General features: G+C 33.0%; 18 protein-coding genes. 7 read left to right on the forward strand and 11 right to left on the reverse strand.

Annotated features, from left to right (window positions below):
* The first annotated feature begins 133 nt into the window (after positions 1 to 133).
* Positions 134 to 1747 (forward strand): glycosyl hydrolase family 18 protein, encoded by a 1614-nt coding sequence (locus AAFN87_RS06025; protein WP_347790143.1) that lies wholly within the window; start codon positions 134 to 136, stop codon positions 1745 to 1747.
* 102 nt (positions 1748 to 1849) lie between these two features.
* Here the strand turns inward: AAFN87_RS06025 and AAFN87_RS06030 are convergent, their stop codons facing one another.
* Complete coding sequence (locus tag AAFN87_RS06030; RefSeq protein ID WP_347790144.1) at positions 1850 to 3280, reverse strand: alanine/glycine:cation symporter family protein; 1431 nt, start codon at positions 3278 to 3280, stop codon at positions 1850 to 1852.
* 643 nt (positions 3281 to 3923) lie between these two features.
* Here AAFN87_RS06030 and AAFN87_RS06035 point away from each other — a divergent pair.
* Entirely contained in the window at positions 3924 to 4547 is a 624-nt protein-coding gene (locus tag AAFN87_RS06035; protein WP_347790145.1) for a DJ-1/PfpI family protein, read from the forward strand.
* A gap of 283 nt (positions 4548 to 4830) precedes the next feature.
* On the opposite strand, the gene AAFN87_RS06040 is transcribed toward AAFN87_RS06035, so the two are convergent.
* Positions 4831 to 5217, reverse strand: a complete 387-nt coding sequence (locus AAFN87_RS06040; protein ID WP_347790146.1) for a hypothetical protein — start codon at positions 5215 to 5217, stop codon at positions 4831 to 4833.
* Complete coding sequence (locus AAFN87_RS06045) at positions 5207 to 5428, reverse strand: hypothetical protein (protein WP_347790147.1); 222 nt, start codon at positions 5426 to 5428, stop codon at positions 5207 to 5209. Before AAFN87_RS06045 ends, AAFN87_RS06040 begins: the two co-directional genes overlap by 11 nt.
* A gap of 201 nt (positions 5429 to 5629) precedes the next feature.
* On the opposite strand from AAFN87_RS06045, the gene mntA reads away from it, so the two are divergent.
* Positions 5630 to 6040, forward strand: a complete 411-nt coding sequence (mntA, locus tag AAFN87_RS06050; protein ID WP_347790148.1) for a type VII toxin-antitoxin system MntA family adenylyltransferase antitoxin — start codon at positions 5630 to 5632, stop codon at positions 6038 to 6040.
* On the forward strand, positions 6033 to 6440 hold the full coding sequence (gene hepT / locus AAFN87_RS06055; RefSeq protein WP_347790825.1) for a type VII toxin-antitoxin system HepT family RNase toxin: 408 nt from the start codon (positions 6033 to 6035) through the stop codon (positions 6438 to 6440). Before mntA ends, hepT begins: the two co-directional genes overlap by 8 nt.
* A 95-nt stretch (positions 6441 to 6535) precedes the next feature.
* Here the strand turns inward: hepT and AAFN87_RS06060 are convergent, their stop codons facing one another.
* A complete protein-coding gene (locus tag AAFN87_RS06060) occupies positions 6536 to 7084 on the reverse strand; it encodes a GNAT family N-acetyltransferase (RefSeq protein ID WP_347790149.1) in 549 nt (182 codons plus the stop codon).
* A gap of 86 nt (positions 7085 to 7170) precedes the next feature.
* A complete protein-coding gene (locus AAFN87_RS06065) occupies positions 7171 to 8622 on the reverse strand; it encodes a WD40/YVTN/BNR-like repeat-containing protein (RefSeq protein WP_347790150.1) in 1452 nt (483 codons plus the stop codon).
* 545 nt (positions 8623 to 9167) lie between these two features.
* Between AAFN87_RS06065 and AAFN87_RS06070 the strand changes: the two genes are divergently transcribed.
* Positions 9168 to 10349 (forward strand): NupC/NupG family nucleoside CNT transporter, encoded by a 1182-nt coding sequence (locus AAFN87_RS06070; protein ID WP_347790151.1) that lies wholly within the window; start codon positions 9168 to 9170, stop codon positions 10347 to 10349.
* Positions 10350 to 10613: 264 nt separating this feature from the next.
* On the opposite strand, the gene AAFN87_RS06075 is transcribed toward AAFN87_RS06070, so the two are convergent.
* Complete coding sequence (locus AAFN87_RS06075) at positions 10614 to 12068, reverse strand: beta propeller repeat protein (RefSeq protein WP_347790152.1); 1455 nt, start codon at positions 12066 to 12068, stop codon at positions 10614 to 10616.
* Between the two features lie 992 nt (positions 12069 to 13060).
* Positions 13061 to 13909, reverse strand: coding sequence for an MBL fold metallo-hydrolase (locus AAFN87_RS06080; RefSeq protein ID WP_347790153.1), 849 nt, complete (start codon positions 13907 to 13909; stop codon positions 13061 to 13063).
* Between the two features lie 216 nt (positions 13910 to 14125).
* Here AAFN87_RS06080 and AAFN87_RS06085 point away from each other — a divergent pair, with 216 nt between their 5' ends.
* Positions 14126 to 14812, forward strand: a complete 687-nt coding sequence (locus tag AAFN87_RS06085; RefSeq protein WP_347790154.1) for a VOC family protein — start codon at positions 14126 to 14128, stop codon at positions 14810 to 14812.
* Between the two features lie 145 nt (positions 14813 to 14957).
* Here AAFN87_RS06085 and AAFN87_RS06090 read toward each other — a convergent pair whose 3' ends face one another.
* Together AAFN87_RS06090 and AAFN87_RS06095 are read right to left on the reverse strand one after the other, a co-directional pair.
* Positions 14958 to 15098, reverse strand: coding sequence for a hypothetical protein (locus tag AAFN87_RS06090; protein WP_347790155.1), 141 nt, complete (start codon positions 15096 to 15098; stop codon positions 14958 to 14960).
* Between the two features lie 399 nt (positions 15099 to 15497).
* Positions 15498 to 15929 (reverse strand): NUDIX hydrolase, encoded by a 432-nt coding sequence (locus tag AAFN87_RS06095; RefSeq protein WP_347790156.1) that lies wholly within the window; start codon positions 15927 to 15929, stop codon positions 15498 to 15500.
* Between the two features lie 242 nt (positions 15930 to 16171).
* Here AAFN87_RS06095 and AAFN87_RS06100 point away from each other — a divergent pair, with 242 nt between their 5' ends.
* Entirely contained in the window at positions 16172 to 16558 is a 387-nt protein-coding gene (locus tag AAFN87_RS06100) for a hypothetical protein (RefSeq protein ID WP_347790157.1), read from the forward strand.
* A gap of 84 nt (positions 16559 to 16642) precedes the next feature.
* Here the strand turns inward: AAFN87_RS06100 and AAFN87_RS06105 are convergent, their stop codons facing one another.
* Both AAFN87_RS06105 and AAFN87_RS06110 read right to left on the reverse strand, forming a co-directional pair.
* Positions 16643 to 18688 (reverse strand): HAMP domain-containing sensor histidine kinase, encoded by a 2046-nt coding sequence (locus AAFN87_RS06105; protein ID WP_347790158.1) that lies wholly within the window; start codon positions 18686 to 18688, stop codon positions 16643 to 16645.
* Positions 18675 to 19361 (reverse strand): response regulator transcription factor, encoded by a 687-nt coding sequence (locus AAFN87_RS06110; protein ID WP_347790159.1) that lies wholly within the window; start codon positions 19359 to 19361, stop codon positions 18675 to 18677. The genes AAFN87_RS06105 and AAFN87_RS06110 overlap by 14 nt, the downstream gene beginning before the upstream one ends.
* Positions 19362 to 19365 lie beyond the last annotated feature (4 nt).

Consider the following 19365-nt stretch of genomic DNA (forward strand, 5'->3'; position numbering starts at 1 on the left):
TCTTGCCATTGTTCAAACTTAATTTCATAGTTTCACAAAAACACCCAACGAAACCACATTTTAATAATTGATAATGTCTACCAATGTAATAGATAATAAGTTTGTTAATAATCTATTGCAAAGGAAGATTTTAATGAATAATAAACTAAAAAAATACTTAATAGTCCCCGCGTTGGTAACGACATTATTAGCTTCTCCTTTTAGTGCTAATGCCTCGGTAAATGATGTACATATGTCATATTTATATGGCGGTACTAATAGCACTTACATAAAAAATATAGATTCGACTCATGGTGCGTTAAATACAGCTACACCACTTTTTTATGAATTAAACGCTGACGGCAGCCTGAAATCATTAGTAGATAAAAGTTTAATAGAAGCATTACATAGTCGAGGATTAAAAGATGTACCATTTATCTCCAACCACTGGGATCGTAAATTAGGTCAAACCGCAATGAAAAACCGAGACAAGTTATCTACTCAATTAGCGGATTCTGTCGTGAAAAATAATTTAGATGGTGTCGATATTGATATTGAAAATTTAAACTATACAGATAAAGAAGCGTTTACAGATTTTATTCGATTATTACGCCAGAAATTGCCGAAAGATAAAACATTATCTATTGCAGTTGCTGCAAATCCTAATGGATGGACAGCCGGATGGCATGGTTCATATGATTATTTAAAACTTAGTGAGTATAGCGATTACTTAATGTTAATGGCATATGATGAAAGTTATAATGGTGGTCCGGTTGGTCCTGTCGCAAGTTTACCTTTTGTTGAAAAATCGGTTAAACAATTATTAAAGCAAGGAGTTAAACCGAATAAAATTGTATTAGGCCTTCCTTTTTACGGTCGGATTTGGAAAGATGGTGAAGCAACAGGTGGCGATGGTATTCCGAATAACGCTGTAAAAGGCATAGTGAATAAACATAATGGAAAATTCTATTTTGATTATGATGCCAAATCACCTTATGCTAAATTTAAAGTTAAAAGCAGTGATTCCCCTACGTATGTCGGTGGCAAAAAACTTACACCAGGAAATTATACAATATGGTATGAAAATGATGCCTCTTTAAAATATAAATTAAGATTAGTAGAGAAATACAATTTAAGAGGAACTGGTAGTTGGGAATTAACTCAAGCAGATAAAGGAATATGGAATTTTTACTCGGCTTGGGAGAATGGACAGCATAATTTTTTAGATTCAGAAAATCATTGGGCTGAGAATGATATTATGGCCCTTTATAAAAAAGGCTGGATTAGCGGAAAGAACGAATATATGTTTGAGCCAAATAGTGATTTAACAAGAGCACAAGCTACCGCTATACTAGTAAACGCAATCGGTTTAGACAAAACAACCGAAACAGTACCTAACTACTTTAAAGATGTTCCAACGAACCATTGGGCAAAACGCGCTATTGAAATTGCCCATAAATACAATATTGTAAATGGAACAAGTGAAAAAATCTTCGAACCAAATGTCAAAATTACAAGAGCGCAATTCACAGCCATTTTATCGAGAGTTTTAGATTACCCAGTAAATAATACGGTTGAGTCTCCTTTTTATGATGTTCCAAAAGCTTTCTGGGCGTATGAAGATATTCTAAAACTAAGTAGTAAAGGCATTATTAGAGGGAAAGAAGACGGTGGATTTTACCCATTTGACAATGTCACAAGAGGACAAATGGCAGCAATGGTAAATCGGGCAAGTAAGGATTTAGAAAAGTATCCGATAAAAAAATAAGTCCCTGCATAGCAAACTTGCAGCGCCAAGATTATGAACATGCCTAACATACAAAAAGGAGTGACCCCAATAAATTGGTCACTCCTTTTAAAATAAAAAAATTTAGCGTTTTTCCTCTATTTCTTCATCTTCTCTCCAACATTCAACTTCTCCAATATTAGGTACGTTTTTCGTATAGAACACTGGATCTTTGCCTTGCTTACGTTGGTTTAAATAATCTTGAATAACTGGTTTTGCTACTTTCCAAAGCATCAGAATAGCGATTAAATTTATGATTGCCATAATGCCCATAAATAGATCCGCTAAATCCCATACAACTTGTACTTTGGCAACTGAACCAAACATAACAAAGAGTACGACAACTATACGGAATACAAATAAACCATATTTAGACTCTTTAATAAATCCAATATTCGATTCACCGTAGTAGTAGTTACCAATAACCGTGCTAAAAGCGAACATTAATACAATTATCGCCAAAAAGCTACCAGCCCAATTGCCTAGGTTTTCAACTAAAGAAGCTTGAGTTAAATTTACGGAAGTAGCGTCAGATTGAAGATATGCATCACCTAATAATACGATTGCCGCAGTTGCCGTACAAACTATTAAGGTATCAATAAATACACCAAGTGCTTGAATCAAGCCTTGCTTTACCGGGTGAGAAACAGATGCTGTTGCTGCTGCATTAGGTGCAGAACCCATCCCTGCTTCATTGGAAAAAAGACCACGTTTTATCCCATTCATGATGGCTGCCCCTAACATTCCCGCAAAGGCTTCTTCCAATCCAAAGGCAGATTTAATAATGAGGACAAACACATTCGGAAGTTCTGAAATATTTGTGATTACAACAAAAAGTGCAATGACAATATACAAAATTGCCATAACCGGAACAACTATTTGAGTAAAGTTTACAATACGCTTTAATCCACCGAAGACAATAATTCCTGTTATAGCAGCCATTATTAAACCAACAACAACACGATTAGTACCAAAGCTTTCTTCAAAAGCAATTGAAATCGTATTGGCTTGTACTGCATTAAAAATAAAACCGTAAGTAACTGTAATAACAACGGCAAAAAGAACGCCCATCCATCTTTTATTTAAGCCCTTTTCCATATAGTAGGCCGGACCACCACGAAACAATCCAGTACGATTGTCTTTAACTTTATATACTTGTGCTAATGTACTTTCAATCAGTGCAGATGCACCCCCAATTAGCGCAATCATCCACATCCAAAATACAGCACCTGGACCTCCAAGAGCTATTGCCGTCGCAACCCCAGCAATATTACCAGTTCCAATACGTGAAGCGGCAGATATTGTAAAGGCCTGGAAAGAGGAAATACCCTTTTTCCCTGACTTATCTTTTGGTGCTGCTTCAGTAATAAGTTTAAACATTTCTGGGATTAATCTAAATTGAATAAACTTAGTTTTAATAGTAAAAAACAAACCCGTTCCCACTAACAAAATAATTAATACATATGAATATAAAATTGTATTTATATCACCTAGAATATTGCCAAACCAATCCATTAATTCACTTCCTTTATTTAATAGGATCTCCTGTTCACTCCATAGGAACAAAATTAGAGTACCTTTTTAAAACTAACGAATATTATTACAAGTACTCATTTTATAAATATCCGCAAAACAAGATATCTCTGACTTTTGCCACTCTCTTTTCACTATATACATTATTACCCGATTATTTTAAAACATCTGCGACCACATATAATAAAAATTTGATAATACATGAATTAACAAGATAGGATGAATGACTTCTACGAAAACAGCACGAAGTCTTATTCTACCAGCTCATTACGTATCATTGGAAAGTACCACCGGAAAGGAAATCAATTTTCATTATACTAAAAAAACACCATTTTTCTCAATGAAAAAGACGGTGTTTGTGAGATTTGTCCTAGCATTTATCGGAATTTTATTTTGCCTTCTTATTTATTGAAAGATAGATGCGCTCCCACAATCTATTGCTCCAGGCACATAATTGATGGTCTTTTTTGTTCATTTTAAAAATATTCGAAAATAAGTTAAAAGTTTTTGTTGATTTTCTTGTTATACTAACTGAAGGTGCCCTTTGAGGGATATATTGCTATATCTTACAAGAAATATAATTGAATAATAAATTGAAATCAAATAACGAAAGGAGAGTTAAATAATGAAAAGACGCAAAGTGGGAATTTTTCTTTATGATTATGTAGATATTTTAGATTTTGCTGGTCCTGCTGAAGTGTTAGCACTAACTGTTAATAATAAAGCGGAACAAGCACTTACTCTTTACAAAAAGGAATTATTGCCAACGCGACCATTTGAAGTATTTACACTTACCGAAACAGGAACAGAAATAAAAACTCATTCAGGAATAAAAGTTAAACCTGATTTCAGTATTAATAATAGTCCCGAATTAGATATTTTGATAATTCCTGGTGGTCCTTTAAGGGCAGTACAATCCATAGCTAAAAACAAAAAGATAATAGATTGGATAATTCAATACAAAAGCATTGAATACATATGTTCAGTCTGTACAGGTGCCTATATTTTAGGAGAAACGGGATTATTAGATGGCAAGAGAGCAACAACTCATCATTTAGCTTTAAAAGTATTACAAGAAAAATATCCTGAAATCCGAGTGCTATCAGATAACAAAGTTGTACATGACGGTAACATCATTTCTTCTGGTGGAGTGTCCTCTGGAATTAATATGGCACTTTATCTTGTTGAGCAAATTATGGGAAAACCTACTGCTGAGAGAACAGGTAAAACGATTGAATTTTTACAATAAGTAATTTTCTATTAAGGGCAATTGTTTTAGAAAACCACTGAAAAATATTGCTCTTCCTTTTATGTTTCAATAATTAAAGAAACAATAAACTGAACTGCCCCATAAGTGTTGAAAAACGTATTTATTCATTTCAGCGAATAGAGTTTCCGATGAACTAGATACTACTAACATGGAAATATGAGAAAAAGAAAATCCAATTCAAGAGATCTTCCTGAATTGGACTATTTGATATAATAAAAACTTTATTCATTAATAATTCTACTAAATATAGAAGAATACTAATTTATTCTTTTCCACAAGCTACACATCTTTTATCTATATCAAGCTTTCCATACATTCTTAAGCCCTTTTCGATATGACATACCGAACATTTCTCAAAATATATTTGAGGTAAAACACCCGCTTCTGCTAATGGAACCCATTGTTTTTCATACATCGCCTTAGTCATACCATAATCAATTAAAACTAAGCTTCCATCCGCATCAAGCCCGAAATTTCCACTATCAAAAAAATCAAAGCCATCTAATTCTTTATCAATAATATTCAACGCAGTTTTTAAATCTTTAGTTAATCTAATATCGCCCTCTAAATCTAAATCATAAGTTTGGTAATTCTCTAACGGTAGCTGCTCATAAAAGGGTTGAATAATCATTCTTTCATTAATAAACAACACTGGGGCAATAATGTTTAGTTAAATTTCGCTCTTCTAAATATTTATACATATCTAATTCATTTAAGCTTTGCAAATTCCCTAACTTATGTAAAAATATTTTAATAACAAAATTTTTGTAACGATAAACCTTTCTAGTTGAACCGATTCCAATAAAATTTTCATTAGTTAGTATAGACTCCAAGTTTTGTAATATATATTCTGTAGACATAAATTATTCTCCTTAAAATTTATCTAAAAGTAATGTACATGTTACACTTCAATCTTTAGTACACAAAACATATATTACCAATTATATACTTAATTATGATATTCACGAAAAATATTGGAGTTTTTTATAGGGTTCTCAGTAATATGTTTAAGTGCGGCTTTTATGGTGTACGTATATAATGAATAGAAAGTGGTGATATGCATGCTAAACGAAGAAACACAAAAGCAAATCATTGAAAAGCTAAAGCAACAATTAAATCCTGACTTCATTATTCTTTTCGGTTCTTTCACAAAGGGAACGGCTCATGCGGAAAGTGATATCGATCTTGCATTTTTTAGTGACAAGCAGCTGTCATCTTATGAACGGTTTATACTTGCTGGAGAGCTCGCTTTAATCGCTGAGCGAGAAGTAGATTTAGTCGATATTAAACAAATTGATACGGTATTTGCAATGCAGATTTTCGAGCAAGGTATACCGATTTATATTAAAAACGCAAATGAATTTACACGCCAAAAAATGCGGGCATTTAGCATGTACGTTACATTAAATGAACAACGCAAACCAATCATTGAAGCTATTAAAGAAAGAGGAAGTGTATTTGGAGATGAATGATGTCATTTTAAATAAAACGACGACCATTGAACACTGTATAAAGCGAATTCATGAAGTATATGAAGGAAAGCCTCAAAATTTATCTGACTTTACGAAGCAAGATAGTATCATTCTAAATATTCAACGTGCTTGTGAGGCGAGTATTGATATAGCAATGCATATTGTGAGTGAAAGAAAACTTGGTGTACCAAAAGCCAGTCGCGAAGCTTTCAAGCTATTGCAGGAAGCAGGACTTATTAATGCAGCACTTACAAAAACATTAATGAATATGGTTGGTTTTCGTAATATTGCTGTATATGACTATCAAGCTTTAGAGCTCGATATTCTAGAAGCCATCTTAGAAAAACATATTGATGATTTTAAGGAGTTTACTAAGGTGATTTTACAGCTTGAATCATAAATACTAAAAATAAAATACTAGCTAAATCATTATTATATCAATGGTTTAGCTAGTATTTTACTATCATCCACTATTTTAGTTTCAGCGTAACTTACCTAAGTGCTGGTTTCTATCAAATAAGCCATTTCTATACGCACTTCATTATTATTTACATCTTCATTTGTATAGGAAATAGTATTGAATCCAACTAATTCAAATCCATTTTTCAGATAAAACTGGACGGCTGGATAATTAGACGTTTGTGTTTCTAATGTAATCGATCTAACGCCTAATTCAGTTGCTCTTTTCTTGGCTACTTCAATTAAACTTCTACCAATACCATTTTTCTTTAATCGATCATCAACATATAAATCATGAATTAATAATGTATTATTCCACTCCATTTTTTGGATTACCATAATAGCAGATTCAACGCCATTAAGCTCCGCCAAATAAAATTCCGAGCCTTCTTTATATGGTTCAAAAATTTCTTCTTCTAATTTTTTTACAAAAGGAGCTACAAATCTTTCTTCAATTAAAGAGAAATTCCACCCTTTATCTTTTCGTTCTATATGGAGTTCATAATATTTTTCTGACGTATATTTATAAAATACTTTCTTCCCTGATGGGTAATCTTTTGAAAATATTTGTCGAACAGTTAGCATACTAAAATCTCCTTATTCAATAACTAGTAACCGCGCTTACTTATGGTTCCCGTTTTACATGCAACGAAGGCTTATATATTATTATTCTATTCAACTTCTTTTACATATTCCCATGTTGCACCTTTATCTTTTGATTGATAAAGTGCACTACTATTACCATTGTAATCTCCATCTGATCCTTGCCCGACTAACATATTAAAAATGCCATCTTTCTCATAAGGTATACTTGGAGAATCGTAAGGACTAATAGACTGTCCACTATCTAATTTTACTTCATGAGGTGAATACATTACTTTTTCAAAAGATATGCCCCCATCATCTGTACGATATAAATCTCCGCTAGTACCAGAAGGATTGATTGCTCCTATAAATCCAAGTTTATCATTTATAAAAGTCATTCCTAATACACTACCAATTAACCCTATGAATGGATCTTCATTTACAACCTCCCATGTTTCTCCCCCATTAACAGTCTTACTTAGTGAATATAAAGTACTTCCTAATGCTTTATCTACAAAATTTAGTTGATATCCAACTTCTTTTGATAGGAAAAATTGTTCTTCCTCGTTATTTTCTTGTTGCTTTTCTTTAGAACTATCTTGATTTGGTGTAGTATTCCAACTTGAGTCACCAATTAAGTTATATCTAGCAGGTATTATCTCTTTCTCTTTTCCTGGGACATATATAGATACCGTATATCCAATTTTTTCAAAATTTACTTTTTCAAAAGGATACTCTATGCCTTCCTCATTAATATTAATAATTCCCTCTGTGTTATAGCCCCAATTTCGTTTCCCAAAATAAACCAATCCATATTCACTTTCATGCCACTTACTAACGGCTAGCTGAACTGGAATAGCATTAACTGTTTTAATTAATGGTTCAACTAATTTATCATCATCATAAACAGCACCCGCATATCCATTTAGCCGTAAAGTAAGCTTTTGAGGCTTTTTTTTATCATAAGTTATTAAGAAACTTTCTTCCTTCCCAACTTCATTTTTCCCATACACAAATGTATAAAGAGATGTGATTGTTCCAGCTGAGTTAAATGTAAGCTTAAAATCACTTTCTATATATAATTTCTTGGGCAAAGTATATTTCTCATTTATATCTTCAAAAATACCTTCTACTCCGTATTTATATATATTATTATGTTCAAATTTAACTGATTTTTCGTTTTTTAATCTTTCTATAGTCCACGCAAGTTTGCCACCATAATTTGTTGCACTTTTATAAATCTCTACTCCATAAAATAATGTTATAGAAACAATAATTAATATAGAAATATATTGGAATGGATTTGGTTTTTTAGAGTCAGATTCTTTATCTTTTACAATTCTAATTGCAGTAATTGCAATGATAGATATTAAAAATACGATACATATTATTAAAAAATATATATTATTATTAACTCTTCCATACATACATAATGAAGCTAACTCATAGCAAAAAATCCAGTATCCAATTGTAAATATTGGATTTGTTAATAATGATTTAAGTATCCTTTTTATGTTTTTCTTAAATATAGAAATCACTCCTCATCATTATCCCTACTTCCAATTAACATTATTAATGATACAAACAAAAATTACCAATAAATATTTCCAGATAAAATGAAATATGAAGACAAAGTTTCAATACTAATTAAAGCAAGAGATGAAGGACATAATACTGCATATATACCTAACAAGATAATAAACAGTGAATCAAATATTTTAGAAAGGAACAATTTACAACCTAAGAAGAAAGACGAATAAAGAACAACTATGGTTTGCTACTTTTTGGATAGAAGAGAAATTTAATTACTTTATGGACTTTATGGACAAGCATAAGTTTTACTTTACCTCCCAATAAAATTATTTATTCTGGATATAATATAACGCACATCCATTTGGCTACCGCCAATCGTTATTAATGCTCGGCCTTCTCACTTTGCTAATAGGATTTTACTTAAAAAATATGTCCGGTTCTTTTTTTAAAAAATGGACAAAATATCGGTTGTAAACACAAGTAAAAAAATTTAAAATTCAAGCGGTAAATAGGCGATCGCATATTATTAAATTTCAACAGGAGGTACTATGTGCAATACGTTATTTCTATTTTAGGTATTCTAGTTGTATTGTTTTTGGCTTGGTTGGCAAGTTCTAATCGAAAAGAGATAAAATACAAGCCCATTATCACGATGATTGTCATACAAATTCTATTATCATTATTACTGTTAAATACAGAATTTGGATTATTCATCATCCAGGGAATAGCTGCTGTTTTCAACAAGCTGCTTGAATATGCAAGCGAAGGGATTAACTTCGTGTTTGGCGGCATGGCAAATGCGGGAGAGGCTCCATTCTTTTTAACTGTATTGCTGCCAATTGTATTTATTTCTGCATTAATTGGGATTCTTCAACATCTAAAAATTCTACCAATCCTTATGAGGGGAATTGGATTGTTATTAAGTAAAGTGAATGGAATGGGTAAACTTGAATCATATAATGCAGTTGCTTCACTGATGGTCGGACAATCCGAGGTTTTCATCACATTAAAAAAACAACTCGGCATGCTTTCTAAAAAGCGTTTGTATACGCTATGTGCTTCGGCGATGTCGACTGTATCGATGTCAATAGTCGGTGCTTATATGACGATGCTGGAACCAAAATATATTGTCACAGCTTTAGTTTTAAATTTATTTGGTGGTTTTATCATAGCTACTATAATTAATCCGTACGAAATTGACCCAAATGAGGATATATTAGAAATAGAGGAGCAGGAAAAGCAATCCTTTTTTGAAATGCTTGGTGAGTATATTATTGATGGTTTTAAAGTGGCAATTATCGTCGGAGCCATGCTAATTGGATTCATCGCATTAATGGCGGGATTCAACCATGTGTTTGAGCTATTATTTAATATTTCTTTCCAGACGATATTAGGTTATATCTTTGCTCCAGTTGCCTTCATTATGGGGATTCCTTTCTCTGAAGCAGTTAGTGCTGGATCAATAATGGCGACTAAACTGTTGACCAATGAATTTGTGGCGATGTTGGATTTATCAGAAGGGAATTATCACTTTAGTGAGCGAACAATGGGCATTCTTTCTGTGTTCCTAGTTTCCTTTGCCAACTTCTCGTCTATTGGTATTATTGTCGGGGCTGTAAAAAGTTTGAATGAAAAACAAGGGAATGTCGTTGCGCGCTTTGGGTTGAAACTGTTGTATGGTGCCACACTTGTAAGTATACTTTCAGGTATTATCGTTAGTTTGATTATATAAAACGTGCCATGGGGTATTTCATAGTACTGCATGTGAAGCATACGCAAAAAGCCACAAATGATATTAATTGATATGCTCCCCATTAGGTAGACAGATTAATAATAAAATCTGTTTATCTAGATGGGGAGTTTTTTCATGCCAAAAAAATCATTTTTAACAGATGTTAAAATCTTAGCACTTCAATATATAGAAGAAGGTTGTTATACACTTCAAGAAATCTGCACGATGTTTTCTGTAAACATGACAACCCTACAAGTAATATTTTTACCGTCTCTTTTGAATCGTCATTTCTTCCCAAGAATAATCTGGTATAGTTGCAATCCATAACTTATCACCCATGCTATCCACATCCCAAATGATTAAATCCTTTGCAGCAAACACTTTTTCAGATTTTCCTTCATCTTTCATGTTAATGGAATAAATAGCTTCATCTTTTTCTGTTATTCCGAATAATTTCTCTCCTTTTTTAATAAGTTTAACTATCATTTCATCAACTTGAATTTTCCTCCAATTTCCCTCTTGAAGATTTCGGGTCCAAATTCCATTTTGTGTGGAAATGAATAGCCTATTATGAATCACTTTCATATCCAAAGGAATATCATTACTATTCGGCATAGTTATCTCGTTCCAGCTATCATTTGTCTTTTGCAAAATCTTTCTTTCTTCTGTGAATCCTACTAAGTCACCATTATCCGATATTTGAACAATATATAATGGTTTCGGTACAATAGCTTGTTTCCAACTCTCCCCTTTATTGCTCGTATAGTAAACCTTTCCATTTGATATCGCCGCTATATTATTGTTAATTGAATAATCGATGTTCTCAATCATGTGGTCTAATGTAAGAATTTTCGTTCCTTTACTTTTTGATGTAATACCTGCCCATAATTCTTTTTCCGTTGCTGCATATAATTGATCCTTTAAATTAAACCAGGCGTGTGTTACATAACTATTAGCTTGGAGTCCTGTCCATGTTTCACCATTGTTATCGCTCCATTCAATAAATGGTTGCTTAGTTGTACTGAATTGTGTTGGTTTTTTATCTCCCCAAACAACTAAATCTTTATTTCCAGCGACAACCCCTGTAATCGCCATCCCTTTTTTTGTTAGGTTTTCGGTATCAATACGTTTGGATATTAATCCTCCACCGTATGGTAATTTATGAATAGCGCTCACTACATCACCGTTTTTGGCATTGAATGATATCCGAGTAAAACGATTATCTTGATCATTACCAAACACTGTTAGAATGGGTTTACCATCAATACTATCAAGTGTAAAATTAAATCCTGTTGCCCAATCTTCCCCTTGTTTTAGTCCGTATTGATCCTTTGCTAATTGGAGTACATCAGAGCTATCCAACTTAATGTCATCATAGGGGATTATTGGATCTGGAGTTTGCTTATTCGCCCTAAACACAGTTATTTTCTTTTCTGAAATACCAATTAATACATAATCATCTGTACCTGGAACTATAAAGTTCATAAACCAATTAAAGCGTTTCCCTGTTTCTCCTCTCGAGCCTCCCATCTTATCATCCACACTGTTTACACTTGTAAGTTTTGCGTTTACATTCCATTCTTTTGCTCTCTTGAGTCCAATGTCAATCGCTTCTTTTAGCGTAATTTCACCATCAGAAGCGATTCCTTCATGACCAATCAAGTTTACACAAACTAATAAAACGACTAACAAACAAGAGATTTTTTTGAAGAAACTCAAAGTTACCACCATCCCATAACTAAATAGGCGCATTAATCATAAGATTAATGTGCCTATTTAGGATGAAGTAAATCCTTCTTTATATACTCTTTTAGAACCAATATAACAAACTTATCAGAGATTCATTCTTACACTAACCTGCACTTTTAATAAAGAAAAAAAAGCCGTGTAAAATGTAATAAGCAATATTAAAGGGAGTTCAATTCGCAAATGGATTGGACTCCTTTTAATTCACTCGTCTCTTTCTAGTGTATTTCCAAACTTTTGTTTGGGAACGTTTTAGAAAGAGAGAATTAGAAAAAAATGAATCTAATGTATAGGAAAGAATATATTATCCCTATTTTTATGCTACTAATATTTTTATTAATAACTTTTGAGCCTAAAGGGTATTATTTCATATCAATGGCACTTTGTTCGCTATTATTATCTTACGTAGGTTTTATAAGGAGAAAAAATAATATTGATAGTATTGCAATCCTTTCAGGTTTGGTATTATTTTTAGTATTTTGTTTTTGTTATTTTATTAAATAAATTCGATTAAAAAATATCTCAAAAGCTAAATTTGAGTACATACAATTCATAAGTAGTTAAAACACCCTATTCAATTGAAATGCCAGTAATCAACATAAATATACCTGTATTATCGAACAAAAGAATAGGTTTGATTAATGAAAAAAACAATGAGAGAAAAATAGGTAAGGTACTACCCACCAAAGCAGACGTAAAAATAACTATAATCAAAACGTTACCTCAATTTAAGGATTTTTATTATTGATGAATAATAAATGATTTAGGATTCTACTATAACATTCCCCAGCGTCGTTTGTGGACTTTTCTTTGCTTAACGTTGTAAATCCGCATCCTTTATAATATTGATATTACAATAAAAAGGAGACACTAATTCTTATATGAATTGTGTCCCCAATTGGGATGTTATTTAATGTTTTCTCTCCATTAACCGAACCTGTTAGTTGCCACTACTGCCTTTTGATTTAATAACCATTCACAAAGTTGGTAATCGTTTCTTTCTCGTCTTCTGTCAATTCCCTTTTAACGTGTTTTTCATATTCCATCATTATTTTCTGTTGATCCCCACCGCAAATATCTGTATATTTTGCAATCGTTCTAAGCTTAGTTACTTCTTGATTAAATTCCTCTTTTGAAATTGGCTTTTGATGCGAAGGTATATATACATCTGCATCAAATTGCTCTAACTCATCTAATAACCGAAGCGTTTCCTTAATTGTATAGTTTTCTTTTACGGCGTAAAGATTAGGGTAAATGCAGTCAGCAAGGAAGAGAATTTTTTCTTCTTTGATATACACGATTGCTGAATCGGCAGCATGGTCCCCTCCAACATGTTGAACAATACAAGTTACCCCGCCAAGGTCGATTTCCATTCGTTTTTCAAAAGTGACATCCGGCAAAACAATCTTGATATCTCGGTGATTCTTGAATTCCTCCTTAATAGCTCTGGCGCAAAACTCTATTTCTGTTCCTTCTTTCACTCGAGCATCGATTGCCTCGTCTGACCAAGAAAATGGGATTAATTTCTCCATTTCTTTTTTTGTTTCTTTAGAAGAGATGGAAACTGTATTAGATAATGCTGAAAGACCAAAAATATGATCCCAATGCCAATGAGTAATAACAACTATATCAGGATTCGGAACTCCCCTTTTTAAAAGTTCTTTCTGAAAATAATTAGCATGGTCTTCCGAATTGCCTGCATCAATCATTAATGTCTTATTATTGCCGACCACCATACCTAGAATGGGGCGATCAGTTAACGATACCGGAGTAATATACCAAAAACTGTTACCTATTTTGTTAATTGCGTGCATAAGGGATACCTCCTTTTTTATAATATTTTAATTCAAATAGCGGCAATATACTCTTTTGTAGAATTTTCGAAAATCGACGCTTATTTATGATGATTCTCCGTAATTAATTTATACGTAAAACAGGATATTTCGCCCTGAAAATTCAGACTTTTGCACGGCGATTATATTTTAGAATAATGGTAACTTTAACATACCAAAAGAGAGAAGGTTGATTTTATGAATATTGACCATGTCACAATGTATGCTTCTAACTATGAAGCAACAAAACAATTTTATGAAACTATACTCAAATTCCCTTTAACTTCTGAAGAGCAAAACCGTTTTACCATAAAGGTTGGTAAAACCACAGTTACATTTGTTAAAGCTCCCTTGGAAGAAAAACCATTCTACCATTTTGCATTCGATGTACCTTCAAATCAGTTTGAAGAGGCTAAGGCATGGACAAAAGGAAAAGTAGAATTATCTCAAGAGCAAGGTGATGATGAAGTATACTTTGCCTTCATTGATGCTAAATCTATCTATTTTGAGGATCCTGCCGGAAATATTGTAGAATTTATTTGTCGCTTTTCAGATGCCGAACAAAGTGACGAGCCTTTTACTGCTTCTTCTCTACAAAAAGTGTCTGAGATGAGTATTGTTGTAACCGATAAATTAAATGCCGTATCATCATTACATGAAGTGTCTATTTTTGAACGTGATAATGATGAAATTTCTGCAGACGGCTTATCTTTTATGGGAGAGCGTGAAGATGCGACATATCTACTATTTGTAAATGAGGGTCGTACATGGTTTTTCTCAAATAAAAAATCAACAGCTTTTCCTGTCGAAATTACACTAAATCATGGTGTTTCGGTTAAAGTTAATGAAGAATTGGAATTAGTTAGTTCTTTAAATTCTTTATAGCAGAAATAATTTACAATAACGGTGGCGATCCATTTATTTAATAGTAAGCTAAATTAAAAAAACGATTGGATGGAGTTCGCTCAATATGAATAAATAAAAGGCAGTTCGATTGGCAGGATTGTTTCCTCTCTTCGAACTGCCTTGATTATTCACTCTTTTCAACTAAAACCTTTGTTTTCATCAATAACGTGCCATTCGCAGCAGCCTTCTGCTTACTAAATCTATCTGCCAAATACTGAATAGCTTCCATTGTTTGTCCACATTGTTTCAATAAATCGACGAGCACTTGTTTTAACTTCAATTTTTTTTAATGATGCATGGTCCTACTGCACGTCCCCAAACAATGGCGAACTAAATGAGAAAGGGCCAAATATACTATGGCATATTGCAGGCATCAAACCTTACCGTTCCAACATTATATTAATCCGCTCTCCTTGTATTTTTTTATTTCATAATCACCTTTGATTTATAGGACTCATTGTAACAAGGTATAAATTAGTATTTCGTCCTCATTCTTTCTCTTACGGTCTGTCCCCAGACAAAAAAAGAGAAGCACAATGATGCCCCTCTTCAACCGGATTCAATTGTCTTGAAGCTTAAATAGACTCATTTCGTCGTTACTAGTCTTACCTGCCCCTCAATTGATTGTCATAAGTTAATGTAAATCAATTTCATTCCATAGCATTTAAAATTCTACATAAAATGGTTGTTTGCTACTATCAAGACAGTACTCTATTCTTTGTCTAAAATTATCTATAGTTATCATTTTCAAAGCCTGCTCGATCGGGAAAAAACCCACTTCTAGACTTTCTGATGAAGTTGTTAACTTGCCACTAATTGGCTTTGCTAAAAAGAGTGTATTACAAATTGACTTATTCACATTTTGAAATATCCCACAGAATTTAAGACTTTCAATATCAATACCTGACTCCTCTTTAGTTTCTCTAATTGCAGCGTCTTTCAAAGATTCACCTTCTTCAACTATTCCACCAGGCATTTCCCAGCCTCTCATTGGCCCCTTTATCAGCAAAATTTCGTTTTGGTCGTTGATTACAATAGCTGCCGCTGAAACAAAATGTTTAGAAGGAGTGTAAATATGTGATGTATTTTCTCCCAAAGTCGTTACCCCCTTATTTTGTAAATATCACTCTATTAAATATCCTATTTTTTGATGTAATTATCACTTTTATTTTTTTATGTGAAACTCCCAAACTTTCTCGAAAACTGACCCATTTGCTTACCAACCCTAGTTGTTTATACACAAAAACCTCCTAATTAATATAACATATCGCGAAACACATTTACCAAATATAGTATTTATTGTAAAGTATATGTATTAATAGGAAGGGGATAATTTTCATGGATTTAGCAAAATTAAGTTTACCTAAAAAGATTATTTTAGGGGCAAGCATTTTAGCAGTTATTTCATTATTTTTTGCTTGGATTGATATTGGCTTTGCAAGTGCATCAGGTTTTCAACAACAAGGTTATATATTTCTTATTTTCTTTATTTATCCTGTCTATTGTATTATTAAAAACATACATATTAATAAAATCGGTGGACTATTAAGTGCAGGTTTAGCAATCTTAGCCATTTTAGCTTTTATGAAATCTAAATCAGGTGATTTTTTTGGCGAAACAATTAATGTTGCAGGAACAGGGATGTATGTATTTTTAATTGCATCTGTATTATTGGCTGTAGGTGTCTTTTTAGATACAAAAAAGCAGCAGCATTCATTTGAATGATTGAGCTTATAAAAAATCGCAATAAAAAAATATTTCCTATACAAAAAAAGGAATAGGACACTCATATCCTATTCCTTTTTTACATTATTCATTTGGAAATTTCGGTAAATAAATCATCGCCTTAAATAAATCGCCATCTACTTGAACTAAAAACTTTCCGCGCTGGAGGTAAATAAGGCTTTCAGCAATCGACAACCCTAATCCACTACCTTGACTAGATCTGGATTCATCTCCTCGTGTAAAGCGTTCCATTAGCTCATCGGCCGAAATATTTAATTCATACGCTGAAATATTTTTAAATGTCACGAGTATTTCATTGCCTAAATCTTCAACATCAATATACACCCTTGATGCAGGCTGTGCGTATTTAAAAATATTCGAGAATAAGTTTTCGACGGAGCGCCATAGAAGTTTACCATCTGCCTTCACATACACTTTTTCAGTTGGGTAGGCTAACTTAAAATCTAATGCTGACGCTTCAATTTTTTCATCCATTTCTCCTATTCCTTGCGTTAGTAATGATACGATGTCAATCCGTTCTAATTGAACAGGCATACTTCCACTTGATGCTTTAGCCGCTTCAAATAAATCATCTGTTAAGTGCTTAAGTCTTTTCGATTTTTGATCTAACACTTCGATATATTCAGCAATTTTTTCAGGGTCTTTTTCGATTTTTAATAAATCAACATACGTAATAATTGACGTTAAAGGTGTTCTAATATCATGTGAAACATTCGTAATGAGCTCTGTTTTTAAACGCTCGCTCTTAATCTCACTATCCACCGACGTTTTTAACCCATCGGTAATACTATTGATATTCGCTGCAAGTCTGCTTAACTCCCCTTTTCCGTCTACTTCAATTCGATGCTGAAGATCTCCATTCTTAATATGCTCTACGCCCTCTTTAATGCGGTTAAACGATTTCACCTTTTTCAGCGCCAGCCAAGCAGCTACACCTATCGTAATAGGAAACATGAAAAACGTTGCCGCAATTACTACTGGATAGCCAATAACAAGCAGCACAATTTTCACACCTATACTACCACTATCAAATACATTTTTCACCGAAAGAAAAATCTTTTTAAGAATTTGATAGATGAGAGTATGCTGAAGGAATGTCCTATTTTTGATATGCTTAATAAGCGATAAAATTAGCAGTAAGGCAATGCTAAAAATAGGTACAGTGAGAAGCAAGTACATATCCTGCAGCACTTCAACAACCAATGCAATCCACAATGAAATTAAACAAACGACAATCACAATATTGAGATCATTATAAAGTTTGTCAATGACATTTAATTGTATTTCTTTATCTTTAGATGGAGTTCTTCCAATCACAATGATTAAATAAACAAAAGATAAAACAAATCCTGCTACAAATACAATAAATTCATTAAGTAAATTTTTAGCAAGCTCTTTGCCTTTTTCCCATTCCGATATTTCTTGTTGTAAGAAAGGATCATTAAACGCCACATAAATAACGTCTGTTTGTGGATTCAACTCTTCAACACTGTGTGTAAAGTAATTAGAGTACCTGCTTTCATTCACTTCATTTGGGTAAAGCTTTTGTTGATAATCCTCAATTAGTATATATGCACCAAATGAATCAAATTGGTCTTTCTTATTTAGTCCACTATTGGAAAATATATGCTCACCGTCACTAGCATAATACACGATTCCTTCCTTTGCTTCTAGTGTGCTGAGTAACCGATAATATTCTCTTACCTGTTCTTTCATTCTTTCATCTTTTTTACTTTTTATGTCATTTTCGTACTTTTCTTCAAATACGCTCTTATTTTCCTCTTCATTTGAATTATATTTGTATGAATAACCGTATTCATTATATAATTCTTCTTCGATTTCTCTAATATCATCCTCCGTTAGTGTCTTACCACTTAAAATATACTCTTCACTTTTGTATTTTCCGATTAATTGCGCTAAGGGAGAAATAATGTTGTAACTTTCCTCAGCGAATGCTTGGCTTTCAAAATAGTTATCTTGATTTATACTGCTAAGATGAACCTCATTTACTTCCATGTCGATAATTGCCTTTGTTGTACCAGTTATACAAACGACGGCAATCAGAAACACAACCATTTTTGTAATAAATGCATGACTAATATTTCTCAACTTTATACCCAACTCCCCATACAACTTTTAAATATTTCGGCTCTTTCGGATTAATTTCAATTTTTTCTCGAATCTTTCGAATATGAACCGCAACGGTATTTTCAGGATTGATGGCCCTTTCATTCCATACCTTTTCATAAATTTCTTCAATGGTGAATACTCTCCCAGCATTTGCTGTGAGAAGCTTTAAAATTTTATACTGCACTGGTGTCAAATGAACAACTTCTTTATCAACAGTAATGACTTTTTGTTCATCATCAATCATGAGCCCGCCCGTTTCAAATACAGTACTACTTACCTCTAGACTACCAAATGTCGTATACCTTCTTAGCTGCGATTTCACTCTGGCCACAAGTTCTAATGGATTAAACGGCTTGGCCATATAATCATCTGCTCCGATATTTAATCCGAGTATTTTGTCATGATCCTCCGACTTAGCAGAAAGCATAATTAACGGAATCATATTATCTTGCCGAATCTTCATCGTCGCCGTTATCCCATCCATTTTCGGCATCATAATATCCATAATAATTAGGTGAATGGCGTGATCTCGAACAAGGTCGATTGCCTCAATCCCATTGTAAGCTTTGAATACTTGGTATCCCTCATTTTCTAAATAAATGCTAATCGCTCGTACAATTTCTTTATCATCATCACAAATCAAAATGTTCAACTAC

Origin of the sequence: Solibacillus sp. CAU 1738, assembly GCF_039888725.1 — a bacterium.
In the GTDB taxonomy this organism is placed as follows: domain Bacteria; phylum Bacillota; class Bacilli; order Bacillales_A; family Planococcaceae; genus Metasolibacillus.